The sequence below is a fragment of the Sulfurovum iocasae genome (genome assembly GCF_047716765.1).
Taxonomy (GTDB): Bacteria; Campylobacterota; Campylobacteria; order Campylobacterales; family Sulfurovaceae; genus Sulfurovum.
Window position 1 is genome coordinate 172289 of record NZ_CP180410.1, and the last position, 25569, is coordinate 197857.

At 38.3% G+C, this 25569-nt stretch carries 24 protein-coding genes, 2 tRNA genes and 1 pseudogene; 19 read left to right on the forward strand and 8 right to left on the reverse strand.

From position 1 onward, the window contains the following. Positions 1–27: 27 nt before the first annotated feature. Positions 28–102: transfer RNA gene (locus ACLHDG_RS00920), tRNA-Glu, on the reverse strand. Between the two features lie 31 nt (positions 103–133). After that, a tRNA-Glu gene (locus ACLHDG_RS00925) sits at positions 134–208 on the reverse strand. Between the two features lie 89 nt (positions 209–297). Between ACLHDG_RS00925 and ACLHDG_RS00930 the strand changes: the two genes are divergently transcribed. The 8 genes from ACLHDG_RS00930 to ACLHDG_RS00965 all read left to right on the forward strand — a co-directional run bounded on the left by ACLHDG_RS00930 (position 298) and on the right by ACLHDG_RS00965 (position 7921). Further along, the gene (locus ACLHDG_RS00930) at positions 298–786 is read left to right on the forward strand and encodes a hypothetical protein (protein WP_415407118.1); all 489 of its coding nucleotides are present in this window, start codon (positions 298–300) and stop codon (positions 784–786) included. After that, positions 787–1677 (forward strand): deoxyribonuclease IV, encoded by an 891-nt coding sequence (nfo, locus tag ACLHDG_RS00935; RefSeq protein ID WP_415407119.1) that lies wholly within the window; start codon positions 787–789, stop codon positions 1675–1677. A gap of 21 nt (positions 1678–1698) precedes the next feature. After that, on the forward strand, positions 1699–2943 hold the full coding sequence (locus ACLHDG_RS00940; RefSeq protein ID WP_415407120.1) for an OmpP1/FadL family transporter: 1245 nt from the start codon (positions 1699–1701) through the stop codon (positions 2941–2943). Between the two features lies 1 nt (position 2944). Continuing rightward, the gene (locus ACLHDG_RS00945) at positions 2945–4492 is read left to right on the forward strand and encodes a long-chain-fatty-acid--CoA ligase (protein ID WP_415407121.1); all 1548 of its coding nucleotides are present in this window, start codon (positions 2945–2947) and stop codon (positions 4490–4492) included. A gap of 3 nt (positions 4493–4495) precedes the next feature. Then, positions 4496–5635, forward strand: a complete 1140-nt coding sequence (nagA, locus tag ACLHDG_RS00950) for an N-acetylglucosamine-6-phosphate deacetylase (protein WP_415407122.1) — start codon at positions 4496–4498, stop codon at positions 5633–5635. A gap of 2 nt (positions 5636–5637) precedes the next feature. Next, on the forward strand, positions 5638–6108 hold the full coding sequence (locus ACLHDG_RS00955) for a PTS sugar transporter subunit IIA (protein WP_415407123.1): 471 nt from the start codon (positions 5638–5640) through the stop codon (positions 6106–6108). 144 nt (positions 6109–6252) lie between these two features. Continuing rightward, on the forward strand, positions 6253–6888 hold the full coding sequence (locus ACLHDG_RS00960; RefSeq protein ID WP_415407124.1) for a response regulator transcription factor: 636 nt from the start codon (positions 6253–6255) through the stop codon (positions 6886–6888). Next, positions 6875–7921: a sensor histidine kinase gene (locus ACLHDG_RS00965; RefSeq protein ID WP_415407125.1), complete on the forward strand. Its 1047-nt coding sequence runs from the start codon at positions 6875–6877 to the stop codon at positions 7919–7921. Before ACLHDG_RS00960 ends, ACLHDG_RS00965 begins: the two co-directional genes overlap by 14 nt. A 20-nt stretch (positions 7922–7941) precedes the next feature. Here ACLHDG_RS00965 and ACLHDG_RS00970 read toward each other — a convergent pair whose 3' ends face one another. Beyond that, positions 7942–8946 carry a hypothetical protein gene (locus tag ACLHDG_RS00970; RefSeq protein ID WP_415407126.1) on the reverse strand — a complete coding sequence of 335 codons (1005 nt, stop codon included), beginning with the start codon at positions 8944–8946 and terminating at the stop codon, positions 7942–7944. A gap of 215 nt (positions 8947–9161) precedes the next feature. Between ACLHDG_RS00970 and ACLHDG_RS00975 the strand changes: the two genes are divergently transcribed. Continuing rightward, positions 9162–9611, forward strand: coding sequence for a hypothetical protein (locus ACLHDG_RS00975; protein ID WP_415407127.1), 450 nt, complete (start codon positions 9162–9164; stop codon positions 9609–9611). Positions 9612–9632: 21 nt separating this feature from the next. Here ACLHDG_RS00975 and ACLHDG_RS00980 read toward each other — a convergent pair whose 3' ends face one another. Genes ACLHDG_RS00980 through ACLHDG_RS00990 form a run of 3 tightly spaced genes read right to left on the reverse strand, consistent with a single transcriptional unit; the run spans position 9633 to position 13242 of the window. Then, positions 9633–11009, reverse strand: coding sequence for a PTS transporter subunit EIIC (locus ACLHDG_RS00980; RefSeq protein WP_415407128.1), 1377 nt, complete (start codon positions 11007–11009; stop codon positions 9633–9635). Further along, positions 11002–12828: an HPr family phosphocarrier protein gene (locus ACLHDG_RS00985; protein ID WP_415407129.1), complete on the reverse strand. Its 1827-nt coding sequence runs from the start codon at positions 12826–12828 to the stop codon at positions 11002–11004. Before ACLHDG_RS00985 ends, ACLHDG_RS00980 begins: the two co-directional genes overlap by 8 nt. A gap of 3 nt (positions 12829–12831) precedes the next feature. After that, on the reverse strand, positions 12832–13242 hold the full coding sequence (locus tag ACLHDG_RS00990) for a DUF1566 domain-containing protein (protein WP_415407130.1): 411 nt from the start codon (positions 13240–13242) through the stop codon (positions 12832–12834). A 102-nt stretch (positions 13243–13344) separates the two neighbouring features. Here ACLHDG_RS00990 and ACLHDG_RS00995 point away from each other — a divergent pair, with 102 nt between their 5' ends. Genes ACLHDG_RS00995 through ACLHDG_RS01005 form a run of 3 tightly spaced genes read left to right on the forward strand, consistent with a single transcriptional unit; the run spans position 13345 to position 17067 of the window. Continuing rightward, on the forward strand, positions 13345–15078 hold the full coding sequence (locus tag ACLHDG_RS00995) for an ATP-binding protein (RefSeq protein WP_415407131.1): 1734 nt from the start codon (positions 13345–13347) through the stop codon (positions 15076–15078). A 3-nt stretch (positions 15079–15081) separates the two neighbouring features. Continuing rightward, positions 15082–15624: a hypothetical protein gene (locus tag ACLHDG_RS01000; protein ID WP_415407132.1), complete on the forward strand. Its 543-nt coding sequence runs from the start codon at positions 15082–15084 to the stop codon at positions 15622–15624. A 57-nt stretch (positions 15625–15681) separates the two neighbouring features. After that, positions 15682–17067, forward strand: coding sequence for a peptidoglycan-binding domain-containing protein (locus ACLHDG_RS01005; RefSeq protein ID WP_415407133.1), 1386 nt, complete (start codon positions 15682–15684; stop codon positions 17065–17067). An 80-nt stretch (positions 17068–17147) separates the two neighbouring features. Here the strand turns inward: ACLHDG_RS01005 and ACLHDG_RS01010 are convergent, their stop codons facing one another. Together ACLHDG_RS01010 and ACLHDG_RS01015 are read right to left on the reverse strand one after the other, a co-directional pair. After that, positions 17148–17453 carry a rhodanese-like domain-containing protein gene (locus tag ACLHDG_RS01010; RefSeq protein WP_415408312.1) on the reverse strand — a complete coding sequence of 102 codons (306 nt, stop codon included), beginning with the start codon at positions 17451–17453 and terminating at the stop codon, positions 17148–17150. Then, positions 17429–17512, reverse strand: a pseudogene (locus ACLHDG_RS01015) (hypothetical protein); the annotation flags it as partial. The gene ACLHDG_RS01010 and the pseudogene ACLHDG_RS01015, both read right to left, overlap by 25 nt. A gap of 281 nt (positions 17513–17793) precedes the next feature. Between ACLHDG_RS01015 and ACLHDG_RS01020 the strand changes: the two are divergent. Genes ACLHDG_RS01020 through ACLHDG_RS01050 form a run of 7 tightly spaced genes read left to right on the forward strand, consistent with a single transcriptional unit; the run spans position 17794 to position 25569 of the window. Beyond that, the gene (locus ACLHDG_RS01020) at positions 17794–18183 is read left to right on the forward strand and encodes an NAD(P)H-quinone oxidoreductase subunit 3 (RefSeq protein WP_415407134.1); all 390 of its coding nucleotides are present in this window, start codon (positions 17794–17796) and stop codon (positions 18181–18183) included. Next, the gene (locus ACLHDG_RS01025) at positions 18165–18683 is read left to right on the forward strand and encodes a NuoB/complex I 20 kDa subunit family protein (RefSeq protein WP_415407135.1); all 519 of its coding nucleotides are present in this window, start codon (positions 18165–18167) and stop codon (positions 18681–18683) included. The genes ACLHDG_RS01020 and ACLHDG_RS01025 overlap by 19 nt, the downstream gene beginning before the upstream one ends. Further along, positions 18683–19468 carry an NADH-quinone oxidoreductase subunit C gene (locus tag ACLHDG_RS01030; protein WP_415407136.1) on the forward strand — a complete coding sequence of 262 codons (786 nt, stop codon included), beginning with the start codon at positions 18683–18685 and terminating at the stop codon, positions 19466–19468. The genes ACLHDG_RS01025 and ACLHDG_RS01030 overlap by 1 nt, the downstream gene beginning before the upstream one ends. Positions 19469–19477: 9 nt before the next feature. Further along, positions 19478–20707 (forward strand): NADH dehydrogenase (quinone) subunit D, encoded by a 1230-nt coding sequence (gene nuoD, locus ACLHDG_RS01035; RefSeq protein WP_415407137.1) that lies wholly within the window; start codon positions 19478–19480, stop codon positions 20705–20707. Between the two features lie 8 nt (positions 20708–20715). Then, positions 20716–21300, forward strand: coding sequence for an NADH-ubiquinone oxidoreductase subunit E family protein (locus ACLHDG_RS01040; RefSeq protein ID WP_415407138.1), 585 nt, complete (start codon positions 20716–20718; stop codon positions 21298–21300). Then, positions 21300–23309, forward strand: a complete 2010-nt coding sequence (locus ACLHDG_RS01045) for an FAD-dependent oxidoreductase (protein ID WP_415407139.1) — start codon at positions 21300–21302, stop codon at positions 23307–23309. The genes ACLHDG_RS01040 and ACLHDG_RS01045 overlap by 1 nt, the downstream gene beginning before the upstream one ends. Then, on the forward strand, positions 23197–25569 hold the full coding sequence (locus ACLHDG_RS01050; protein ID WP_415407140.1) for a 2Fe-2S iron-sulfur cluster-binding protein: 2373 nt from the start codon (positions 23197–23199) through the stop codon (positions 25567–25569). The genes ACLHDG_RS01045 and ACLHDG_RS01050 overlap by 113 nt, the downstream gene beginning before the upstream one ends.

Here is a 25569-nt window from a genome sequence, read left to right on the forward strand (position 1 = left end):
AAATTGATAAATTTTTATAGAATAAGTTGGTGACCCCAAGGAGACTTGAACTCCTGTAACATGGATGAAAACCATGGATCCTAACCGCTAGACGATGGGGCCACTAATATTGAAAAGTTTACAAGTTTTAAAATGGTGACCCCAAGGAGACTTGAACTCCTGTAACATGGATGAAAACCATGGATCCTAACCGCTAGACGATGGGGCCATATATAACTTGTGGACGGCATTATATAAACAGGGTGCTTAAAAATCTCTTAAATAGTGTATAATTTGTCTAAAAATAAGGAAAAACAGATGAATTTTAGTCGGATCATTTTATTTTTGATTATTGGTTTTCTCTTTAATGCTTGTGCTCCAAAAGAATATGTCAAACAAAACTCAGCATTTATCATGTTTAAAACACCTACATTCAAGTATGCAGACATGGGGTTTGTCTATGAGAACAGTGATGAAGTGAAAGTAGAGATCTATGGAAGCGGACAAGCTTTGATGAAGTTGATGATCTCACAAGATAAAGTCTGCATGAGTCTTTTGGAGTGTATGAGCAAAGAGGAATTCAATCAAAGAGTATTAAGTGCCAGCTATCCCAAAGATGTGCTTGAAGAGATATTTAGAGGAAAACCTATCATGCATAGTGCAGGCTTAGAAAAAAACCGTAACGGCTTTACACAAAAGATTATAAAAGAAGATAAATATAACATAGACTATAGTGTTTTAAATAAGCAGATCATATTCCGTGATACAATCAATGATATATTGATCAGAGTAAAGAGGATGGATTAGATGAAATTTGTTGGAGCACATGTAAGTGCAAGCGGTGGAGTAGATAATGCACCACTCAATGCTATGGCTATAGGAGCTAAGGCATTTGCACTCTTTACTAAAAACCAAAGACAGTGGGTGGCTAAACCTTTAGAGACTAAAACCATCGATGCTTTTCATAAAAACCTTGAACTCTCTAAGATCTTGCCTAAACATATCTTACCTCATGACTCTTACCTTATCAATCTCGGACATCCGGAAGTAGAAAAGCTGGAGAAGTCCAGAGATGCATTTATAGATGAGCTTGAACGATGCCGACTATTGGGCTTAGATAAGCTGAATTTTCACCCAGGGTCACACTTGGTGAAGATCCCTAAAAAAGATCCGCAGTATGATGATAAATTGATGGAAGCAGAATTACATTGTCTAGACGTGATCGCAGAGTCTATGAATCGAGCGATAGAAGCTACCAAGGATTCTAACGTAAAACTGGTGATAGAAAACACAGCAGGACAGGGAAGCAACCTTGGATATAAGTTTGAACATCTTGGGCATATCATAGATAAAATAGAAGACAAGAGTAGAGTAGGTGTTTGTTTGGATACATGTCATACGTTCACTGCAGGGTATGACCTGCGTACACGAGAAGCCTATGATGAAACGATGAGTGCATTCGACCGCATCGTTGGTTCGCAATACCTTATGGGAATGCATCTTAATGACTCCAAACCTAAATTAGGTTCACGGGTAGACAGGCATCACTCTTTAGGTCAGGGGGAGATAGGCTGGGATGCTTTTAGATTTATAATGAATGACTCGCGTATGGATGACATACCACTTGTCTTGGAAACAATTGATGAGTCAATTTGGGCAGAGGAGATCAAAGCATTATATGCATTGATTGAAAAGTAAAACAAAACTAGGAGGAAGATTATGGGGGAAATAGTAAAAGGGTTGGCTTTAAGTGCTATAGCAAGTTCAGTTGTAATGGCAGGGGGATATAAGATTCCGGAACAATCACTTAATTCTATGGCATTGGCTGCAGCATATGTAGCACACACAACAGGGGCAGATACAGCGTACTTCAACCCTGCAAATATGAGTTTTATGAATGCTGAAAAAAGGTATGTAGAAGGTGGTATAACCTTAGCGCACTTGCCGTCGAATGTCTATACGTTGATGGATCCTTATAGCGGAGAGTCAGAAGTAGAAGATCTTCTAATTCCATTTTTCCATTATGTCTCCAAGCCTATAGGTGATTTTAGATGGGGTGTAAGTATGACTGCTCCAGGTGGATTAACAAAAGGATGGGAGACACCATTTCAGAAACTAACAGCAGAAGAATTTACATTAAGGATCGTAGAATTGAACCCTTCCCTTTCCTATAAAATAGCAGATAATTTTAGTATTGGTGGGGGAATAAGATTAATTTATAGTGAAGGAATTGTTAAGAGTAATGGTGCTGAATTTAGTGCTATAGTTGGTAATCCTATGGCAAATATTGCACGTGATATGGAGGGAGATACTATTGAGTTTGGATATAACTTGGCTTTAGCTTATAAACCTACAAATGATATCAATATGGCTGTAACATATCGTTCTAATATAGATTTAGATCAAGAAGGAACAGCGCTTCTTTCTGCAGGAGGAAATACAGTTTATAATGGTGATGCAAGCGTATCAGTTCCTTTGCCTGCTGCACTGAATATTGCTATTTCAAAAACTTGGAATGATAAGTTTACCCTGGAATTTAATTATGAGAGAACCTACTGGTCAGCGTATGAAACATTGGACTTTGAGTATGGTGGAGCTAATATTGGACCATTAACACCAGTATTTGATACTCCTATTGCCAGAGATTGGCAAGATACCAATACATTTAGACTTGGAGCAACCATAGAACTGGATAAAATAACTATGATGATGGGTTTTGCCATCGACGAAACACCTGTTCCTGTTGAAACATTAGGATTCGAATTACCTGACAGTGATGCTAAAATATTTTCTATGGGATTCCGTTATCAACAAACAGAAGAACTCTCTTGGGGTGCTGCATTCCTTTATGATAGTAAAGAGCCTCTTACTATTGCACCGGGGGTAAACGATGGTATACCACAAGGTGGATTTAGTGAAGGTGGAGCATACTTAACTACTGTAGGTATAGCATACGAGTTCTAAGATGGAGTATAAGTTTAATAACTTTTATGAACTCATAACATTCCAGGCAAAGAAGCGCAGATCAAAAGTTGCGCTTCTTGTTGATGATGAGAAGATCACTTATGGTGACATCTTGGAAAAAGTAGATAAACTTGCTGGATATTTGGCAGGGAAAGGTGTAAAAGAGGGTGATAAGATCTCACTCTTTTTGCGTAACTCTCCAGAATTCATCTATACGATCTTTGCTGCTTCAAAGTTAGGGGCCATTCTCGTACCTGTGAATACATTTTTAAAAGAGGAAGAGCTTAGCTATATTTTGGAAGATAGTGGCAGTTCTCTGTTGGTAGCTTCTGCCATATATGACAAAGTAGTTAACAGTAGTAAGGCAAGTTCACTTTGTCAGTTTATCTTGTGGGAAGGCGAAGAGTTAGTTGAGGGAGAGCAACATCTGCATTTTGAAGAAGCTCTCAAATCAGATACACATGCAGAACATAGACAAAGAACACTTGAAGATACGGCAGTCATTATCTATACGTCAGGGACTACAGGTAAGCCTAAAGGGGCAATGTTAAGCCATAAAAATATCTTTTCCAATGCTATGTCCGGAGCGATGACGATAAAGGTAAAACCTAAAGACAGGGGTATTATATTTTTGCCAATGTTCCACTCTTTTACCTTTACTATAGGGGTAATGCTCCCTATGTATGTGGGTATGAGTATAGTCATTATAAAATCACTTAAACCATTTTCAAATATCTTTAAACAGACATTGACAAAACGTGTGACACTTTTCTTTGGTATCCCTGATGTATATAATGCATTGGCAAAAGCTAAACTTCCCTGGTATTTTATGTGGTTCAACAGTCTTCGTGCATTTATATCGGGTGCGGCAGCTTTGCAACCAAAAACACTTGATGCTATGGCAAAGAAGTTTAAACGTGCTACGCTGCTTGAAGGGTACGGACTGAGTGAAGCAAGTCCGGCTGTATGTATGAACACCTTTAAAAAACAGAAGGCAGGTTCTGTGGGTACAGCATTGCATAGTTACGAGATGAAAGTTGTGGATGATGATATGAATGAGCTTCCACGCGGGGGTATAGGTGACATTATAGTCAAAGGTGACAATGTCATGCAGGGGTACCTTGGTCGTCCTGAAGCAACGGATGAGACGATCGTCAATGGTTGGTTACTTACAGGTGATATGGGATACATGGATGATGAAGATTTCTTGTTTATTGTAGATAGAAAAAAAGATCTTATCATCTCTAAGGGAATCAATATCTATCCTCGCGAGATAGAAGAGGTCATAGATGTTTATGATGGTGTAGGTGCATCAGCAGTGATCGGTATCGTTGATGAGAATAGTGGAGAGGTTCCTATAGCTTATGTAGAACTTGATAAAGAGGCAGAGAGTGTAGATGAACATGCACTCAAAAAGTATCTGCGTGAACATCTTGCGAATTATAAGGTACCCAAACATATTTATTTCATTGACGAGCTTCCTAAAAATGCTACAGGTAAAGTACTTAAGAGGGTACTTAAAGAGAGATTAAGAGACGACGAAGGTTAATAAATGAATGCCATTGTCAACGCGAAGTTAATTTATCAAGATGAGATAATAGAAGGGAAAATAATTCTATTTGACAAATCTATTGTCAAAATCGCAGATAATGTAAATCTTGATAATATAGAAGTGATAGATGCAAATGGTAATTATGTCAGTCCCGGTTTTATAGATCTGCATATCCATGGATCCGGGGGTGCAGATGTTATGGATGCAACGCCAGAAGCATTAGAACTTATCTCTTCTACTTTACTCCAAACAGGTACCACTTCTTTTTTACCCACTACCATGACCATGTCCAAAGTGCATATTGACAATGCTTTACAAAACATTCAACTTCATGGTCAAAATGTGACTGGTGCACAGATATTGGGTGTACATCTTGAAGGTCCTTTTATTAATGTCTCTAAACATGGAGCACAAGATAAAGCATATATACAAGCACCTGATAGAGCATTGATAAATGATTATATGAATGAAGTAAAGATGATCACACTTGCTCCTGAAGTGGAGGGAGCCGAATCTTTTATAAAATATTTGTCAGAACAATACCCTCATGTCATTTTAAGTATTGGGCACAGTGATGCAAGTTATGAAAAAAGTAAAGAGAGTTTCTCCTGGGGGGTCTCTCATGCAACCCATCTCTTTAATGCAATGAACCCTTATCATCATAGAGAACCTGGCATAATCGGAGCAGTCTTTGACTCAGAGGTAACCTGTGATATTATCGCTGATCTTGTTCATACGCATCCCTCTGCACTGGAACTTGTGCATCAGGTAAAGAAAGATAAACTGTTACTCATCACTGACGCGATGCGTGCGGGATGTATGAAGTGTGGCACCTATGATCTGGGTGGACGTAAAGTAATGGTAGAGGCTAATAAGGCAATCCTTGAAGATGGTACGCTCGCAGGATCGGTACTCAAACTAAATGATGCACTTAAAAATATGACAACTCTCACCTCTATGACAGTTGTCGAAGCTGTCAATGCCGTAACAAAAATACCTGCACACAAACTAGGATTAAAAAAGGGTGAATTCAAAGTGGGTTATGATGCTGATATAGTCATCTTTGATGAAAAATTTAGTATCATATCGACTATTGTTGATGGTGAAATAAAATATCAAAGACAAGAAAACAAAGGATAAAAATGTTCGGATTTTTAAAAAGAAAAGTAAGAGAAGTAAAAGCACCGGCAGATGGTCAAATCGTAGCACTTGAAAGTGTGAATGATGAAGTTTTTTCCAAAAAACTTGTAGGGGACGGAGTGGCTATTATTCCTGTATCAAATGTTTTTACAGCTCCCATAGATGGAACGATCACAAAAATATTTTCAACAAACCATGCATACAGTATCAGAAGCAGTAAAGACTTAGAGGTAATGGTACATATAGGCCTGGATACCGTAGACCTGAACGGAGCAGGATTTGAACGTCTTGCCAAAGAGGGAGATACAGTTGTTTGTGGTGATGAGATCATACGTGTAGACTTAGATGCTTTACGTGAACATGCTAAAGATATTATCACACCTGTTATCATTTCTGATGAAAGTGATGTGAAAAATATAGAAAAAAATTTAAATATCGTTAAAAGCGGTGATATTATTATGGAGGTAAGCTGATGCCACAGAGTGATAATATCTATTACTACGTTATCTATGCCGTGATCTTGGCAGTATTCTTTTTTGTCTTGAAATCCCCAAAAAAGAAAAAGTAGAATTGACCAGGGTAATACTTGGTTAAGATTTCCTATGTATACTAAGTGTATGATGAATATATTACTACTTGAAGATGATAAGATTTTATGTGATAGCCTAAGAGAGTTTTTAGAGCTTGAGGGATATTGTGTTGACGTGGCATATCGGGGACCTGAGGTTTTTGACCTGACTTTTGACAAAAAGTATGACCTCTATATCTTAGATGTCAATGTACCTGAAGTAGATGGGTTTGATGTTCTCGCTTCTCTTAGAGAAACAGGTGATGAAACACCTGCTATCTATATTACTGCTCTCACTGATATAAATTCTATTTCAAAAGGATTTGAGATGGGAGCAGAAGATTACATCAAAAAACCTTTTGATCCAGAAGAGTTGGTTATACGCATTAAAAGCAAATATCAGCAGGAGGATAACCTACTGTACCATAAAGATATATGTTACGATCCTGTAACAAAAACACTACAAAAAGAGTCTCAAACGATAGGCCTGGGTGAGGTACAGCAAAATATTTTTCATGAACTTATGATACATCAAAATAAGATAGTAGATAGTTATACTTTGATGGATTTTTTAGAACAACCCTCTGCAAATGCATTACGTGTGAATCTTGCCAAGATCAAAAATAAACTTGGGATCGAGATAAAAAATATAAGAGGACAAGGGTATATGATTGAAAACATATGAACTAGAGTCACTTTTTAAAAGTTTTTTGATTTTTTTTATACTTTTGGAAGTATTGCTGGCGATTAATTTCTGGCATGAATTGCAAGAGAGAAAAGCTGGAGTAGAGGAGAAGATACAGGTAGAGATGCAGCTTTGTGCTTATACACTGCATTGTGAGGGATTAAAGACAGACTTTGTTGAGAAAACTGAAAATAAAGAAAAAAATATACTTTATAAAGATGGCGATTTTTATAGCTACTTTAAAGTGCCGACGGCGGAGAAATACTTGATGAAAGTGGTCTATCCCCAAGCAGGTTATCTTCTCAGGATTAAAAAACTAGAAGAGAAGACTTACCGTAAGTTTTTACTCTATTCCCTTTTGGCTGCTCTTGTCTCTTTCCTTTTTGCTTATTATGCATTAATGCCTCTTCGCAAAGCACTTCGTCTCAATGAAGAGTTTGTGAAAGATATTTTACATGATTTTAATACGCCCATCAGTTCTATGCGTATTAATTTAAAGCTCTTTAAGAGAGAGATAGGGGAGAATCAAAAAATTCAAAGACTTGAAAATAATATTGAAACTATTTTGTCTCTACAAAATAATTTACAGATATTTCTAAAAGGTATTCCTTCTCAGTCTGAATCATTCAGTTTAAAGGAATTGGCAGAAGATCGTGTACATTATTTTAAGATTCTCTATCCTGATATTGTTTACAATATCTCTTTAGGTAAAACAGTACTTGAAACCAATAAAGACGCATTCACTCGTATTCTTGATAATCTATTGAGTAATGCAGGTAAATATAATATTGCCAATGGACAGGTCTCTATTACATTAAAAGATCGCTATTTGTCTATCAGTGATACAGGAAAAGGGATCAAAAATCCTTCAAAGGTGTTTGATAGATATTATAAAGAACAAGATAGGGGGATAGGTATAGGATTACATATTGTTAAAAAACTTTGTGATGAATTACGTGTACCTATAAAAATAAAAAGTAAAGAGGATCAAGGCACAACAATACTGTTAAATCTTTCCAAAATCATTGTATAGCTATTACGTAATTAACTAAATCATTTATTTTCTTGCGCCTTCTTCATAAGCAGTAAACTTCTTGTTTTATATCGAGGATCTTTATTTTTTTTGTATGCGGCGATTACTTCTTCCAGGGATCCGTCTTGTAAAAGTTTCTCTTCTTTTAGTCTTTCTTTTAACGTATTGTATTCATTATAGGTAAGATGATCCCTAGTCTCATTCTTGGAAAGATAGGTATTTAACTCATTATACGATGCACTTTCCAAGTAATAAGAATAAGGTTTAATGGCTTCTTTGGGCTTTTTAATAATTGTGACAACTTTCACTTCTTTTGGTACTTCCTCTTCTTTGACTTTTTCTTCTTCTATTACTTTTTTTGAGTCATCTTTTGTCATTTGTACTACTGCTCCAGCAGAATTCAATTGTAGTTTTTCTGCTATGATCTGAAGTTGTTCCAACTGTTTTTGTGTTTTTGCACGTTTATGGTAATACTCATAGTAAGAAGATATGAACTCTTTTGGTAGTTTTGTTTTAATATGTTCTATATCTTTTGCATTATATGACTTAATGGCTTTTTCATACATGCCTTGTAGACGGCTGTAATCTTCTACCTCTACTAAAAGTGTTTTGATGCCTTTATAGCGTCGCTGAGCTACATTTGAAGTATAACCTACTTTAACAGGAGAAGTAAGGCGATAGCCTTTACGTTTCAAACGTTTTAAGACAGTGTGGTATTTTGTTTTATGGCTTACATTAAAAATAATTTCTTTTTTGTCAGGATAGGTGAGACTGTATAATAGGAATTGGTTTTTACGATGAAGAAGTATTGCCAGATCTTTCTTTTTGGCATGATAAAGATAAAGGTATTTTGTTCCATTTCGCATAGGTATGAGGTTTGTTCTTGCAAAGTAGGCTCTATGGTACTTGACGTAAGGATCGTGTTTTACTACGTATACTTTATCTACTTCATCCGTTAAAAATGCATTGCTTAAAGAACAACCATTCAGTACAAAAAAGAACAGTAGTAATAAAATTTTTTGCATAAACATTACCCTTTTAAAATATATGATCAAGTACATGAGTATAGCAATAATTGATAAATATATCAAGTTATTTGATAACATAGAGAATAATTGCAAATAGGTAACGTTATGGTAATCATTATTATTTATAATGCCAAATCCCCCTAGAAAAACTATGATCAAATAGGGTTACTTAGAGGGATCAATATTTAAATTTAAAAAACAGGAGGTAAATTATGCATTTAGTATATTTTACAAGAAATTTGATCGTTATAGTTCTATTGGGTTCTTTAGCAACACATGTGAATGCCAGTATTCAAAAAGAGAGTATTTTAGAGAAGAGTACAAGTCCAAAACAGTTTTGTTTCAATGATACTTTAACAAAAGGTAAAAAACTTATAGTATCAAACAAGGTTCTCATCCAAGATATAGATGAACCGATGCCTATTGAAATAAAAGGTAGGGGTGAGTACAGTATCAATGGTAGAGATATGAAACGAGAAAGTGCTATGGTAAAAAATGGTGACTCTGTACAGGTACGTCATTATTCATTGGAAGCAGATGGAGCAAAGGTAAGCACAGTGCTTGTTGTTGGAGATACGTATGATGTCTTTACGACAACAACCCAAAAAGAGTTGCAACAAGAGAGTATCGATATTTCAAGTTCTCACTCTTGTCGCTCTTAAACAAAATCAAAAGGGTAGTTGCTACCCTTTTAGTATTTCCCTGATCCCCTCAGAGACTTTCTCTGCTTTAGTTCCCAATATGATCTGAATAGATCTTTTATCTGGGCGGATAACGCCTTTTGCCCCCAGTACAGTAAAATCCTCATCTTTTAATGTACTATTGTCATGTACGGACATGCGAAGCCGTGTGATACATGCATCGGTATCTACGATATTCTCTTTTCCGCCTAGGGCAAGGATAAAAGCTTGGGCTTCATCATTTACACTGCTGATATTTTCTTCTGTACTCTCTTCAAAAATTTTTAGTTTAAAGAGTTTAATGGTGTAATAAGAGCTTATGAAGTAGACCACTGCAAATATAGTACCTAAAGGAAGTATGAGCAGAGGATTTGTCGCAAGTTTATAGTTGATAACATAGTCTATGAAGCCTGCAGAAAAGCCAAAACCGGCATGGATATCCAGCATTTGGGCTACCGCAAGAGCTAATCCTGTCAGTAATGCATGTAGAACAAACAGCAGAGGCGCGACAAAAAGAAAGAGAAATTCTAAAGGCTCAGTAATTCCTGTGAGAAATGAAGTAAATGCAACTCCTGCCAAAATAGCACCAGCTTTTGTACGGTAGTTTTTCGGAGTATTAAGATAAATGGCATATGCCATAGCAGGCAGTCCAAACATCATCACTACATAAAAACCGGACATATAGACCCCTGCTGTTTTATCACCGGCAAAGAAACGATGCAGATCACCGTTGGCAACTACTTCTACGCCATCTTTAAGATGCGTATATTCACCTAACTGAAACCAGAAAACAGAGTTGAGTATATGGTGAAGTCCCAGAGGAATAAGAAGACGATTCAGTGTACCGTAGATGAAGGTACCTACTTCATTCAGTCCTATGATCATATTGGAAAAAGCATCTATGGCATCTTGTGCATAGTGCCAAAAATATCCTGCAAGTACCCCGACAAATATGGCAGTTACAGCAGTGATGATGGGTACAAAACGTTTCCCGCCAAAAAAGCCTAAAAACTCTGGGAGTTTGATGTCATGAAAACGGTTATAGAGTGTGCCTGCAAGTACTCCGATGATGATACCCACAAAGACACCCATATTGACATCTTTGTCAATACTGATGTAAACGGCTTTTGCTATGAGTACACCGATGGCTCCAGAGAGTGCAGCTGCTCCATCATTATTTTTAGCAAGCCCATAAGCGATACCTACACCAAAAAGCAGATCCAAATTGGAAAAAATGGCATCACCCGCACTTTTCATGATGAGCGCTACCTGCCCATCAAAGATGTCCCCAAAGCCTAGGCGAAGTAAAAGTGCAGCAACAGGGAGTACTGCGATGGGTGTCATCAGTGCTTTACCGATCTTCTGTAATAAACTAAACATGTCTGATTTCCTCTTTTGTTTGAGCTATGCTTTTAGATGAAATACTGAGGGTTTCAATGCCTAGGTTTAAAAGTTTTGGTATAGCACCTTTATTTGCTGCCAGTTCCCCACAAATACTCACTGGTTTTGTAGCTTTTTTGACAATGCTCTGAATGGCATTAAACAGTACTGGTGAAAGTGCATCTGCTTTAAGAGTTGGATGTGTTCTCTCTATGGCAAAAAGATATTGTGTAAGGTCATTGGTACCGATGGAGTAGAAATCTACCACTTCATTAAATGTTTCCATTAAAAAGAGTACAGAAGGTACTTCTATCATAATGCCAAATTGAAGTTGTGCAATATCAAGTTGATGTTTGTTTGCTACTTCCTGTGCAAAGTGCTTTGCTTCATTGAACTCTTCAACAGAGCTTATCATAGGAAACATGATCTTAAGGGCTCTGTTTTTTGAAGCAAGAAAAATTGCCTGCAGCTGTTCTGCCATTATTTCGGGGTGGGTTTGAAAAAGCCTCACCCCGCGTATGCCTAGAAAAGGGTTTTCTTCTTTAGGTAAAGTCATATAAGGTAGAGCTTTGTCTCCTCCTATATCAAGAGTACGTACTGTTATCTCATCAAATAAAGTAAATATCTCTTCATAGGCTTGGGTTTGTACTTCAAGTGTAGGCTTCTCTTCTTTAAATAAAAATTCACTCCGTAAAAGTCCTATACCCTCAGCACCTTCTTCTTTGGCTATCTTGGCAGAACTTACATCAGAAACATTGGCAAGGACTTTAATATTTTTACCTTTGCTTGTAGTGGCATTCTCAAACCGTTTTGTTGATGCCAGGGCCTTTTGTGCTTCATTTTTTTCTAAACGGTTTTTTGCTTTTTGTAGATCTTCACTGCTGGGTGCGTAAATCACTGCTCCGGAGTGAGCATCCAAAATAACTTTTGTGTCTGCTAGAAGTTGAGTTGTATCCGCTATCAGGGAAGTAATACCTGCACCACGAAGTAAGATCGCCGTATGTGAGTTTGCAGAAGTTTCTTTTAAAACTACTCCGGAAACTTTTGTTTTTGCAAGTGTATCGATCTGGCTGGGAAGTAGATCATCAGCGAGAAGTATAAAAGGTGTGTCAGGGAAAGTTACTTTCAACTCTACTCCCAAATGTTTTTTTACACGTTGCAAGAGATCTTGATAATCACTTCTTTTAGAGTCAAGTTTTGTCCCTAAAAGTTGTTGTGACTCTTTTTCTACGAGTTGTTCAAATTCAGTAAGTGTCTGACTTTTTTGTCCTAGTGAAGCTAAAAGTTCTTTTTGTGCGAGGTAGATAGTTGCAGTATCATTTTTTTGATGTGTAGTGTAAAGCGCTTCTAATTCATCTATACCTTTATGCAGGGCTTCTTGAAAATTCAAATCACTTTTTTGCAGAATCTCTTTTGCTGTATAGGTATATAGAGGAGCGATAGCAATACCTTCTGAAATGATATCCCCTTCTATGGCACTTCCCTCATAGCTGTAAGTCTCTTTTTCTATCTGCTTGACCTCTTTGTCATTATGCATAAGTGTCTCAAACAGTGTATGGAGTTTCTCAAGTACTTCCTCTGCTTTTTTACCTTTTGTAACAAGGGTAAAGCTGTCCCCTTTTTCCAAAGAGAGAGACAAGAGACTGTTGACACCTTTTGCATCCACAGTTTTATCTTTAAATGTAGCAGTAATTTGACAAGAGAAAGTCTTGGCAACAGAGACAAATTGTGCAACGGGTCTAAGGTGAAATCCGTTATTTGAAGTAATGCTGAGTTGTTTAGTTTGAGGTTTAGAAAAGAGATTTTTAAAAAAGGACATCTCTTACTTTGAATCTCTTACACAACGGACATATCTATCATACGTCTCTGATGCATTACTTGTGGCACCATCTTTAAAGCTCACACCCCAAAACTCATCACTTGTTTTGGCATAAGGCGTACTTGACCAGTAAAGTGTATCTTTATTGCTATAGTTAAACCCGTTTACAAGCGCAGGTTTATAGCGTTTATAGTCTACGATAGAAAGCAGTTCCTGCAATGTAGGCAAACGCCAATTCTCAAAATTACCAAGTTTCAACTCGGCACAATAGCTCTTCGCCTTGATATGTGTTATTTTCACTTCTGAAACATGCATATGGTCTTCCCAGATAAGATTGGTTTTTGGGTCTTTTATCATCGTTGATTCAGCCATCATCATAGAGAAGGTGAGAGTTATCATTAATAGTATACGCATAGTTGCTCCTTTAAATATTATACAAAGTATAGCAAATATTTGTTATACTCAAACATAAGGTCATCTTTAATGTGTCCTTGTAACTATTTATTAGGAATATTATTGAAATACCTTATTAATTTTATTGAAGCAAAAAATGTAGAAAAAGCATTTATTTATGAACATTTAAAATGTACCAAAGAAGAAGCAGAATTAGTGCAGTATGTCTGTAAACGCTATGTAAAAGGGCTTGAAGAAGTGCCTGTACTCGAGATGTTGCAAGATAATTTTTCTACGGAGGGGTATGCGTATCTCAAAAAACTTGTATTGGTTAAAAACCTTCTCGATCTGGGGTGGATCATGCAAATGAGTTTTGGACAGGTTAAAGCACATGAAACCTCGAAACTGGAACTGATCGGTACTTCGGTAACCCCAAGCATTTCACTTTTACGCCTGCTTGAAGAGGGATCTTTGGAGATATTTCTTCCGGAAGTTAAGCCCTATACTGATCATTTGGAGTACCTGCAAGATCAATTCGACATGGTTTCCCTGTTACATAAGATAGCTACGTTTAAACAAGGGTTGGCTGATAACTCTCTGAGCATTGGACGCTTGAAGAATAAATTGACACTTTTGACAACACGTATCGAAGAGCGTGTTAAAATGACAGATAAGCCCATAGTCGTAGAAGAGTTCTTTAAAGAAAAAGAGTTGGATGATAAAGAGAAACGTATTTTCTTGGCACTGCTTAAAGAAGAGTACAGTGGCGGCGAGGGGCAGTTTAGAGATATGAACACTCTCATAGAACTTATCTCTTTTGATGAGTATGAAAAGATCAAAAACCGTGCGTTACTTGAAGATGGTGCAAAACTTATCACTGAAGATATCATCGACTATGAAGAGATACTAAATATGTTTGGAGGGGTAAGTCGCTCATTTTACCTGCAGGAAGAGGTAATGCAGCGTATCATTCACCCCAATAAAACCAAAAAAGTCACTAAGCTCAAACTTGATGCCCTTGTACAGGAACAGGAACTTTTTGAATACCTGAAACCAACCACAACACTCGATGATGTTGTACTTCATCCCAAGACAAGAGAGACACTGAACAATGTTGTCAAACAGGTTGACAAAGAGGTGTTTAAAAAGTTAAGAGAGTGGGGCATCAAAGATAAGCGTAAAGGCATCGATGCACGTATTATTTTTTATGGTGCGGCTGGTACAGGTAAAACAATGACAGCGATGAGTTTGGCAAAGACACTCAAAAAGCCTATCCTCTCTTTTGACTGTTCGAAGATCCTCTCTATGTATGTCGGTGAGAGTGAAAAAAATGTCCGTAAGATCTTTGATGACTTTCAGGAGTTAAGTAAAAAAGCAAAAGTAGAGCCTATCTTACTCCTCAACGAAGCAGATCAGTTCTTGAGTTCCAGATCTGAAGGGCAGGGTAGCTCTGCTGACAAGATGCACAACCAAATGCAAAACATCTTCTTGGAGCAGATAGAAAAGTTTGAGGGTGTACTCATCGCTACAACAAACTTGCTTGGTAACATAGATAAAGCTTTTTCAAGACGTTTTAACTATAAGATAGAGTTTAAAAAACCGGGTAAAAAACAACGCTTAAGACTCTGGCAGTTCATGCTTCCTGAAAATGCAGACTACGAAGAGGGCTTTGATATGACAGAACTTGCCAAACACGAACTCACAGGAGGTCAGATCAATCTCATCATCAAAAATACAGCGTATAAAGTGGCAGTACGTGAAGAGAGTGTATTTGGAAACAGAGACTTTTTGGAAGAGATAGAAAAAGAGCTTGGAAGTAGTTTTGAAGGCTCTAAAAGTATGGGGTTCAAGGTATAAAATATGCAAAGTTTTTTTGTGCTTTTCGGGGTGTCATCAACAGCACTCTTAGGCTCTTTTTATCCTTTCATCCTTCCTTGGGTGGCTTTTGCTACTTTGTTGACAATGGTGTATCTCTGGTGGCAACAAAGAGGAAAAGGATTTCAACCACAAAGTGAAACCTACAAAGAGTTAGAAAAGATCAAAAAGAAACGCCACAAAGAAGACAATAAAAAACATAAACATATCAACGAGCAGATAGCGTACATAGATGAGGTGTGGGGTTACACCAAAGAGCAAAACAAGAGCATAGAAAAGTTTATAAAGGAACGTGCTTACAGTGAAATGTATAACAAGCTCACCGCTTCGCTTTTTCCACAAATTATTACACTTATAGATAATTGTAATGCAAGAGGACAAAAAGGGTGTAAAAGGGAAGTTTCCAAACGTCTTAGCGAGTTGACGGATCTAATGAAAGAAGAACTCCAAAAAAAGAAATCACGCAGCAGTGAGAGTTTTGAGATCACTTTAGAAGTGTATGACCAACTACTCTCAGGAATGAAGTAATACTTAGGTAAGTTCTCTCCTATATGATATGGTGAAAATATCAAGAAGGAAGAACTAATGAAAATTAAATACTCAAATCTACTTGTTGCACTATTACTGCCTCTTACTTATATAAATGCTCAAGAGGTATCTCTTATTCCACCAGATGCTAAAGCGGGTGAATGTTATGCCAGAGTGGTTCTGCCGGCACAGTATGAAACAGTAGAAGAACAGGTGATGGTTAAAGAGCCTTCTTCAGAGATCTCTATTGTTCCAGCAGAGTATAGAATGGCAGAAGAAGAGATAGAAGTGATCCCGGCTACTAAAAAACTTACCCCGATACCTGCAACATATAAAGAAATTACCGAAACGATCGAAGTTAAACCAGCGATCCGCACTTGGAAAACAAGTCTCAAGAAAAAAGCTTTACCTGTAAGCAAGATGATCCTGGCTGCTGCAGGGGCAGGTGGGGTAGATCTGAACAGTTCACAGCCAGGTAACTGTTATAAAGAATATTTTATACCACGAAAGTTTAAAAAAATAACAGAAGATATTTTGGTACGAAATGAACATAATGAAACAGAAGTGATCCCTGCTGAGTTTGAAATAGTAGAAAAAACCATCGTCATAAAACCGGCATCCAAGGAGATCATTGAGGTTCCTGCTGTTTATGAAGAGACAGAGGAACAAGTGTTGGTAGAGGCTGAAAAAACCGTATGGAAAAAAGGTCAAAATCCGGCACAAAAAGTTTCTGGTGCTACAGGTGAGATCATGTGTCTGGTCAAGATACCGGCAAAATACAAAACCATTAAAAAACGTGTGCTTAAAACACCGGCGACTACCAAGATCGTAGAGGTTCAGGAAGAGACTCAGGTGATCAAAGTTAAAAAACTGTTAACAGATACACAGATCAAAAATATTCCAATGCCTGCAGTGTATGAGACTATTGAAAAAACCCAATTAGAGAGTGAATCAACATTCTCTTGGCACAATATCAAAGATGAGGTGGAAGATGCCCTTAAATACACAGGATACCAGATCTGTTTAACAGAAGAACCTGCAGAGACTAAAGAGGTGACAAAAATAGTGCTTGACGTACCGGCAAAGGTAGAAGAAGAGGTAATCCCTGCAACAAATGAAGTCGTAGCAGTGCAAAAGTTAATTACAGAAGCAAAAGAGGTAAAAACACCTATTGAAGCTGAGTATAAAATGATGAAAAAACGTAAAAAAATCTCAGCAACACATGTAGGATGGAAAAGAATTCTCTGTCAAACCAATATGAACAAAGATGTCATCTCCAAGATCCAATCGGCGCTTAATGAGAAGGGTTACAATGCGGGTGAAGCAGATGGTCTCTTAGGTAGAGGAACTAAAAATGCATTAGATAAATTCCAAAGAGATAACAACCTTGCAACAGGTGGTATCACTTATGAAACACTTGGAGCTTTGAATATAGAATTGTAATGTCTGCTTAGGTATTCCCACTCTTGTGGGGATATTAAAACTACAGAAACCAATGCACAAGTTTTGGTATGCGTATAATACTACTTCACCATCTCAAACCCAACATGCTTCATTGCAATGATCCCACCTTCCACATTGAGGGGAGTAAAGCCATTGTTTTCCAAGATCCGTGAAGCGCTTACACTTCTGCGTCCTGTTTGACAGTAAACGATGATCTTTTTATTTTTATTTGCTTCGAGTTTTTCTAAGTTATTTTCCAGTTCTCCAAGCGGGATGAGTTGTGCATCTCTGACGTGGTGACTTTTAAACTCTTCAATGGTCCTTACATCCAAAAGTGTTGCGTTTTGATCATTTTCCATGAGGGTATAAGCCTGTTTTGCCGTAATGCTTTCAAAGTTGGCAAGTATCCATCCTTTAGTGTATGCAAACCAAATGACCAATCCAACCATAGCTATCCAATAAAGTACATTGGTATAATTCTTACGACTCAACATTTAGTGTTTCGCTTGTACTGAATTTTAATTCTTGTCATAATAACCTTAATAATTTTTTTGAGTATTGTAACCACTTTTTTTTGTTTCACATAGTTACATCCCCTAAAACTAATCTTTCAAAGCCTTTAGAGCCAAAAATACTTTAACCATCTTTCAGATAATATGAAGGTAATATTCTGAGAATACTCTCGTTATCTTTGAGAGAAGAATTAATATAGGTTAAGGGATTAATATGACTCATGTAATTACAGAACATCCGTATTTTGGTGTATTTGTTTTATTTGCACTGACAACTGTAGCATTTCCGGCTACGTTGTTTTTGGCAAGACTTGTTAGTAGAAAAATGGCTAGACTGGATACAGAAAAGCTTAAACTCAGTATCTATGAGTGTGGACCGGAGGTTACAAAACAACCCAACACCATCTCAGTACAGTTTTACCTGATAGCACTTTTGTTTATCTTGTTCGATATAGAGATTATCTTTATGTTCCCATGGGCGATCGACTTTAAACTGCTTGGCTGGTTTGGATTTGTGGAGATGATACTATTTATTTTATTACTTGCGATTGGTTTCGTATATGCATGGAAGAAAGGAGCACTTGAATGGCACACCATCAAGTAAATTATGCCTCATCAGCAGGCTTGCCGATAGCATTGACTTCGGTAGACAAACTCGTAAACTGGGGGCGTTCAAATTCACTTTGGCCGCTTACATATGGACTCGCATGTTGTGCGATCGAGATGATGGCATCTGGAGCAAGTCGTTATGACTTCGATAGAATGGGAACCATCTTTAGAGCGTCTCCAAGACAAGCAGATGTAATGATACTTGCAGGAACACTTTCTAAAAAGCACTCAGAGTTTGCAAGAAGACTTTATGACCAGATGACAGAGCCTAAATGGGTGATCTCTATGGGTTCTTGTGCAAACACAGGTGGTATGTTCAACACGTATGCAACAGTACAAGGGGTTGACCGTATCATTCCTGTTGACATTTATCTTCCTGGGTGTGCTCCACGTCCTGAGACACTGCAGTATGCACTTATGATGCTTCAAAAGAAGATCAGAAGAGAGTCTGCAAATATGAATAACAATACAAAACAAAACTTGAGGTTAGTGTAATGAGAAAATATACACCGAAAGACAATGTTCAGGGTAAATCATACTATACAGATAGATTTTGGGTAGCACCACGTGTACCAAGAGAAGAAGTTGAAGCAGAGAGTCACTTTGCAGCTGTAGTAAAAGCTTTGGGTAGAAAAGCAAAAGAGTCTTATATTGAGATAGGACAGCTTGTAGTGCATATTAACCCAACTGAAAACTTTAACGTGCTTGAGATACTTAAAGAGAAGTGCGGATACACACAGTGTTCTGAGCAGAGTGCGGTAGACTATTTGGCAAAAGATGGAGAGTTTGAACTCTTTTATCAAATGTTAAATATCACTGAAGCCAAAAGAGTAAGAGTGGTATGTCGCATTAAAGAGGGTGAAGCTATCGAAAGTGTTGAGCCTCTCTTTAAATCAGCAAACTTTGCAGAGCGTGAAATGTTCGATATGTTCGGTATCAAAGTGAATAATCATCCGTTCCTTAAGCGTATACTTATGCCTGATGACTGGGAAGGACATCCTTTACTTAAAACCTACCCTATGATAGGGGATGAGTTTGCTTCATGGTATGAAGTAGATAAGATCTTCGGTAAAGAGTACAGAGATGTGATCGGTCCGGAAAATAGAGATCCTGCACGTATTGATAGATATGATACAAAACGTTTCTCAAGAGTAGGATATGAAGTACCATTTGCAGGAGATATCTCTGAAGGTGAAAAAGAGACTGCGATCGAGTATAGTGAAACAGTGCTTGTAGATTATACTAAAGATTCTGGCAAGCAATTAGATGAGAGAAGATAAGGAGGCAAGATGCAACAACCCAATAAATTAACCCCATTTTTTGAAAACCTCAATTTTGAGCGTGACGATAACACAATGGTCATCAACTTTGGTCCTCAGCACCCATCAGCACACGGTCAGCTTAGACTTGTACTAGAGTTAGATGGTGAGCAGGTTGTGAAAGCCTATCCGGACATCGGGTATCTTCACCGTGGTATCGAGAAGATGGCAGAGAACATGACATACAATGAGTTTTTGCCAACAACAGACAGACTTGACTATATCGCGTCAACTTCCAACAACTATGCCTATGCACTTGCTGTAGAAAAGCTTATCGGTATAGAAGCACCAAGAAGAGCGCAAGTGATCAGAACAATGCTATTGGAACTCAATAGAATTATCTCTCACCTTTTCTTTGTGGCAACACATGCCCTGGATGTAGGTGCGATGTCAGTCTTCCTTTATGCCTTCCGTGAACGTGAGTTTGCAATGGACTTAATGGAAGATTACTGTGGAGCTAGATTGACGCATTCCGCAGTACGTATCGGTGGTGTACCTCTTGACCTTCCTGCAGGTTGGTTGGAAGCTGCAATATCATTCTGTGATAAGATCGATAAAGAAGTAGATGACACTTACGGAGCACTTTTAAATGAGAACCGTATCTGGAAAATGCGTCTTGAAGATGTAGGTGTGATCTCTGCAGAAAATGCACTCTCTTGGGGATGTACAGGACCGATGCTTAGAGGTTCAGGCGTAAATTGGGATATCAGAAAAGAGGAGCCTTATGAGCTTTACTCTGAGCTTGATTTTGATATTCCAACTTCAGACAGATGTGACTCTTACGGACGTTTCAGAATTTACATGGAAGAGATGAAACAGTCCACAAGGATCATCAGACAACTTATCCCTATGTATAAAAAATCTGAACCGCAACTTATGGCACATGCACCGCAATATATCTCTGCTACAAAAGAAGAGATCATGACACAAAACTATGCATTAATGCAGCACTTTGTACTCGTGACACAAGGGATGAGACCACCAAAAGGTGAAGTCTATGTACCTACTGAATCACCAAAAGGTGAACTTGGTTTCTATATTAAGTCAGAAGGTGAGCCGTATGCTTACAGATTGAAGTGTAGAGCACCGAGTTTCTTCCATACAGGATTGCTTCAAGAGCTTCTTGTGGGGACATATATAGCAGACGTCGTTACGATCATTGGTACTACCAATATCGTATTCGGTGAAGTTGATAGATAGGAGAGACTATGAAAAGATATGATTTAAGACATTTAAAAGATGATTTTTATGACAGAATGGTCGAACTTATCGATAAAGGTATCAAAGTTGATGAAGTAGGGATCTTCCTTTTTGAAGTAGGAGATTTCTCTCCTATTCAAAAGTCTGCAGATGTAGTAAGAGCTACAGGCCATGACTTGATGAATTCATTGAAGTTTAATGAAGTGGATTGGACTATTGTTGTCAAAAAAGTAGATGATGAAACCAGAAAAGCTAGAGCAGAGAAGATAGAAGCTGCAAGAGTTGCGGCTGAAGAGAAAGCAGAAGCAGATAGAGTTGCAGCTGAAGAAAAAGCTGAGGCAGACAGAATTGCAGCTGAGGCAAAAGCTAAAGAAGAGGCTGAGAAAGCAGAAGCTGAAGCGAAAGCTAAAGAGGAAGCAGAAAAAGTTGAGGCGGAAAAAGCTGAAACTGAAGCAAAAGCCAAAGAAGAAGCAGAAAAAGCTGCAGCTGAAGCAAAAGCTAAAGAAGAGAGTGCAAAAGAAGCTCCTGCAAAAACAACGCCTGTAAAAAGAGCAACAACAAAACGTGCTGCTAGAAAGCCAAAGGCTAAATAATGTCAGGTATTATATTCTCAACTTGGAGGGATGAATTTATCGATAATCGCGGTAAATCGTCTGATGAGTTGAGTGAATCAGGATTTAAACTGCCTGAAACCTATCATGGAGACAGAAACTCTAAAGCATTTATCGGCTGGGATGGTGTTGCCATCTTCGATGAAGATATAGATGCCGTAGAGTTAGCTTCACAATATGCTGCACAGTACCAAGAGTACTCTGAAGCATGTGGTCGTTGTGCTCCAGGTAGATGGGGAGGTAGGATCCTTTATGATTTACTCGACAAAATAGCACGTGGTGAAGGTACCCATGATGACATAACACACTTGAAAGAGATAAGTCAAACAATGATGACAACATCTAAGTGTGAGATCGGAAAAACAGTACCTAAACCTATTTTGGATTTGATGGAGCACTATAAAGATCAGTTTGATACATGTATTGATGGTCAAGTACCTTCTAAACATTATGCAGGAGACACAACGTACATTGCTAAAGTTACAGCACCATGTACAGATATGTGTCCGGCACATGTTGACATCCCTGCCTATATCGAGGGTGTAAGAGATATGGTCTTTACAGAATCATTGGCTGCAACAAGACAAACTATGCCACTTGCACATACTTGTGGTCGTGTCTGTCCTCATCCATGTGAAGATGCCTGTCGTCGTATGAACCTTGATGAGCCTATCTCGATCATGGAGCTTAAGCGTTTAGGGGCAGATTATGAGACAGATCATGAGCTTCCTTGGTTACATCCGGTAGAACCTAAACCACTCAGAAATGATGGTAAAAAAGTAGCGATCATAGGTGCTGGGCCTGCGGGACTTACAGCTGCATACTACTTGGCACTTGAAGGTATCCAGTCACATATCTTTGAAGAGTTACCGGTTAACGGTGGTGAAGTTGCTGTAGGAGTTCCTGAGTATCGTATGCCTATTGGCAAGTATCAAAAAGATATCGATCTTGTGCTTGAACTTGAAGCAGTAAGTATTACCAATAACCATAGAGTAGATGCAGAACGTCTCAAAGAGATCGAGGCTGAGTATGATGCAACCTTGCTTGGATTTGGTGCAAGACTCTCTAAGAAAGTACGTGCGGCAAATGAAAACACTAAAATGGGTGGTTACTGGGGTGCGATAGAGATGCTTGACAAGGTAAACTTGTGGCACAAATATGACATTGGTTCACCGGCATCAAATGAGTTAGAAGGTAAAGCCGTTGTCTGTGTCGGTGGTGGATTTACCTCTATGGATGTTGTAAGATGTTCTATTCGTGAAGGTGCAAAAAAAGTGATCATGCTTTACCGTCGTGATGAAAAAACGATCATCCGTAATACGACCTATGAAGAATATCATGAAGCAGTAGAAGAGGGTGTTGAGTTCATCTTCCACTCTGCGATTGAAGAAATTTATGATGATGAGAAAAACATCACCGGGCTTAAAGTCAATCGTTTTGAACTTGTACCGGATCCAGATGGTGGTAGAGCACAACTTGTGAAGATAGAAGATGGTGATTTTGAAATAGAGTGTGATTATCTTATCCCTGCTGTTTCACAAGCACTTGACACACAAATTCTTCCTGAAGATTGGAATCTTGAGATGACATCATGGAACAGTATCTTAACCAATGGTAAAGACTTTATGACAACACGTCCGGGGCTTTTTGCTGCGGGTGACTGTGAATATGGTCCGATGACCATTGTAAATGCAGTAGGACAAGCGAGACGTGCTGCTTCAGTGATCAGTCGTTATATCTATGACGGTAAATGTACGTTGACTGATGATGAGATCATGGAAGACCATTTGAACAGACTCAGAGTCTATGACAAAAAAGAGAATATCACTGGTTGGATGCCTGGACTTCCTCGTGCTGTGAGCGAAAAGCTTGAAGTAGATGAGCGTAAAACGAACAACAAAGAGGTCAACCTTGGCTTCACAGGTGAAGAAGCTATGGCTGAAGCTGAACGTTGTATGCGTTGTTACTATATCTCAATGGTGGCGGTGTAATATGGGTGTACATAATTCTATAAATAAAGGGAAAGCCATTACAGTTACCATCGATGGTAAAGTATGTGAAAGTACCTTTGGAAAGACCATTTTAGATATTGCAAGAGAGAATGATATTTATATTCCAACGATGTGTTACCTTACAAAAGTGCAGCCAATTGCATCTTGCCGTATGTGTATCGTAGATGTTGAGGGTGTAGATGGAATGATCCTCTCATGCCAGGAGAAAGCAACTGACGGTGCAGTGATCAACACACAAAACAATGAACTCAATAAAGAGCGTCAGAACATCATGAAACTTTATAATGTAAACCACCCTTTAGAGTGTGGTGTATGTGATAAGAGTGGTGAGTGTGACCTTCAAAACAAAACAATGGAGTTTGGTCTTGAAGAGCAAGCCTTTACTGCACGTGACCAACACAGACCTGTAGAGAATTGGGGACATGTTTCTTATGATCCTGCACTGTGCATCATGTGTGAAAAGTGTGTAAGGGTTTCTACAGAGATCACAGGTGATGAAGCCTTACAACTTAAGTTTGGTGGATACTCATCAACGATCATCAATGTAAAACAAGAGAAGAACTATGCTTCTTTGGGTGAAGCAGCGGCAGTATGTCCTGTAGGTGCATTGGTAGATACGAACTTTAAGTACACGACTAATGCCTGGGAGCTTGAAAAAATACCATCAGCATGCCCTCATTGCGGCGGCGGTTGTCAAATGACCTATGAAGTGAAAAATGAGAGAATTTACCGTATGACCAATGCCTTTGAATTCTCAAACCTTTGTGGTGCAGGAAGATATGGTTTTGATTATGCCAATGAAAATGTAAGCAAAGATGTAAAAGTATTTGAAGCTGCTGTAAAAGCATTTGAAAATGCACAAAGCATACTTTTCAGTAGTCAAACTTCTAACGAAGAAGCACTGATCCTCCAAAAGCTTAAAGAGCAAAAAGGATATAAGCTTATTTCCCATGAAGCAAGAAGCTACCAGAAGTTCATGCAAGCGTATGGTTCGATAACAGGCAAGAGCCTTTATGGTGGAACGCTAAAAGGTATTTCTGAATCAAGAGCTGTTATTGTACTTGGAACAAAGATCAATGATGACAGTCCAACGGTAAAATACCATATCAACATGGCAAGTAAATGGCACAGGGCCAGAGTAGCTTATATGCATCCGCTTGAAGATCTTGAGATCAAGAATATCGTAACCCAATTTATCAAGTATGAAGCAGGAAGCGAAGAGGGTGTAGCAGCACTTTTAGTTGAGACACTTCTTAAAGATATAGAAGTGCCTAAAGCGATACGAGCATTTTTAGATGACTTGGATATCGGTAACTTGAGTGCAGAGAGCAATATAGGTGAAGAAGAGCTTGCTTTCTTGGCAAAATCACTGATCAAAAAATCAGGCTTCTCTTTGATAGCGGGTTCTGACCTTTATGCACATCCAAAAGCAGCGCAGATAGCGAAACTTCTTGCACTACTTGAGCAGTATGCAGGATTTAATGTTGTATGTGTACCTCCGGCAGGTAATGCGATGGGTATTTCACTTATTTGTGACCTGGATGATGAAGCAGAGGGGAAAACAGTCGGATATAACACTCCGGCTGACTTTACTTTGTCTGCACTTGGAGATGGTGATCTTGATATGCCAGCCATGAATCAGCAAGAGGGAACACTCACAACAAACGACAAACGTGTCGTACCGATGAATGTTGCCTTGCCGTATGGCGGATATGTATTGAACAATATCGCAAATGCTTTAGGCTTAGATGCAGAGTACACGATAGAGTATACAAAAGAGTTACCTGTAGACAAAGGCTTTGAAGTACAAGAGTTTGATAGCTTACCTGACTACTTTGACTCTGTAGGGAATGAGCATAGAGGATATCTCTTGAAGAGTATGAAAGTCTCTGTAAGCAGAACACTCGAAGAAGTTTCTGACATAGATGGTTTTGATGGTGCAGTGATCTATAACTGTAATCCGACAGAGCAGTTTTCAGCATTCACTGCTAAATGTAAAGCTTTGGAAACTGAAGCACTTTTGTTAGGTTCACAACAATTTGCAACAGCGACAAAACTTCAGGATAGTGAGAGTATTTCTTTCAGCATCGACGGAGTACGTTTTGATCGTGTGTTTAAGATTGATACATCTATGAAGGGGACAATAGCACTCAATCCTACTTTTGATATGGGATTAAGTGCTGCTTTGTTATCCTCTTATAGGTTTAGCAGGTTAGATTTTGAAAGGGCAGGGAAATAA

Bases quoted from the DNA above. Each gene is read 5' to 3' on its own strand.
- ACLHDG_RS00930 (WP_415407118.1), top strand. From the start codon at position 298: ATGAATTTTAGTCGGATCATTTTATTTTTGATTATTGGTTTTCTCTTT.
- nfo (WP_415407119.1), top strand. From the start codon at position 787: ATGAAATTTGTTGGAGCACATGTAAGTGCAAGCGGTGGAGTAGATAAT.
- ACLHDG_RS00940 (WP_415407120.1), top strand. From the start codon at position 1,699: ATGGGGGAAATAGTAAAAGGGTTGGCTTTAAGTGCTATAGCAAGTTCA.
- ACLHDG_RS00945 (WP_415407121.1), top strand. From the start codon at position 2,945: ATGGAGTATAAGTTTAATAACTTTTATGAACTCATAACATTCCAGGCA.
- nagA (WP_415407122.1), top strand. From the start codon at position 4,496: ATGAATGCCATTGTCAACGCGAAGTTAATTTATCAAGATGAGATAATA.
- ACLHDG_RS00955 (WP_415407123.1), top strand. From the start codon at position 5,638: ATGTTCGGATTTTTAAAAAGAAAAGTAAGAGAAGTAAAAGCACCGGCA.
- ACLHDG_RS00960 (WP_415407124.1), top strand. From the start codon at position 6,253: ATGATGAATATATTACTACTTGAAGATGATAAGATTTTATGTGATAGC.
- ACLHDG_RS00970 (WP_415407126.1), bottom strand. From the start codon at position 8,946: ATGCAAAAAATTTTATTACTACTGTTCTTTTTTGTACTGAATGGTTGT.
- ACLHDG_RS00975 (WP_415407127.1), top strand. From the start codon at position 9,162: ATGCATTTAGTATATTTTACAAGAAATTTGATCGTTATAGTTCTATTG.
- ACLHDG_RS00980 (WP_415407128.1), bottom strand. From the start codon at position 11,009: ATGTTTAGTTTATTACAGAAGATCGGTAAAGCACTGATGACACCCATC.
- ACLHDG_RS00985 (WP_415407129.1), bottom strand. From the start codon at position 12,828: ATGTCCTTTTTTAAAAATCTCTTTTCTAAACCTCAAACTAAACAACTC.
- ACLHDG_RS00990 (WP_415407130.1), bottom strand. From the start codon at position 13,242: ATGCGTATACTATTAATGATAACTCTCACCTTCTCTATGATGATGGCT.
- ACLHDG_RS01000 (WP_415407132.1), top strand. From the start codon at position 15,082: ATGCAAAGTTTTTTTGTGCTTTTCGGGGTGTCATCAACAGCACTCTTA.
- ACLHDG_RS01005 (WP_415407133.1), top strand. From the start codon at position 15,682: ATGAAAATTAAATACTCAAATCTACTTGTTGCACTATTACTGCCTCTT.
- ACLHDG_RS01020 (WP_415407134.1), top strand. From the start codon at position 17,794: ATGACTCATGTAATTACAGAACATCCGTATTTTGGTGTATTTGTTTTA.
- ACLHDG_RS01025 (WP_415407135.1), top strand. From the start codon at position 18,165: ATGGCACACCATCAAGTAAATTATGCCTCATCAGCAGGCTTGCCGATA.
- ACLHDG_RS01030 (WP_415407136.1), top strand. From the start codon at position 18,683: ATGAGAAAATATACACCGAAAGACAATGTTCAGGGTAAATCATACTAT.
- nuoD (WP_415407137.1), top strand. From the start codon at position 19,478: ATGCAACAACCCAATAAATTAACCCCATTTTTTGAAAACCTCAATTTT.
- ACLHDG_RS01040 (WP_415407138.1), top strand. From the start codon at position 20,716: ATGAAAAGATATGATTTAAGACATTTAAAAGATGATTTTTATGACAGA.
- ACLHDG_RS01045 (WP_415407139.1), top strand. From the start codon at position 21,300: ATGTCAGGTATTATATTCTCAACTTGGAGGGATGAATTTATCGATAAT.
- ACLHDG_RS01050 (WP_415407140.1), top strand. From the start codon at position 23,197: ATGAGCGTAAAACGAACAACAAAGAGGTCAACCTTGGCTTCACAGGTG.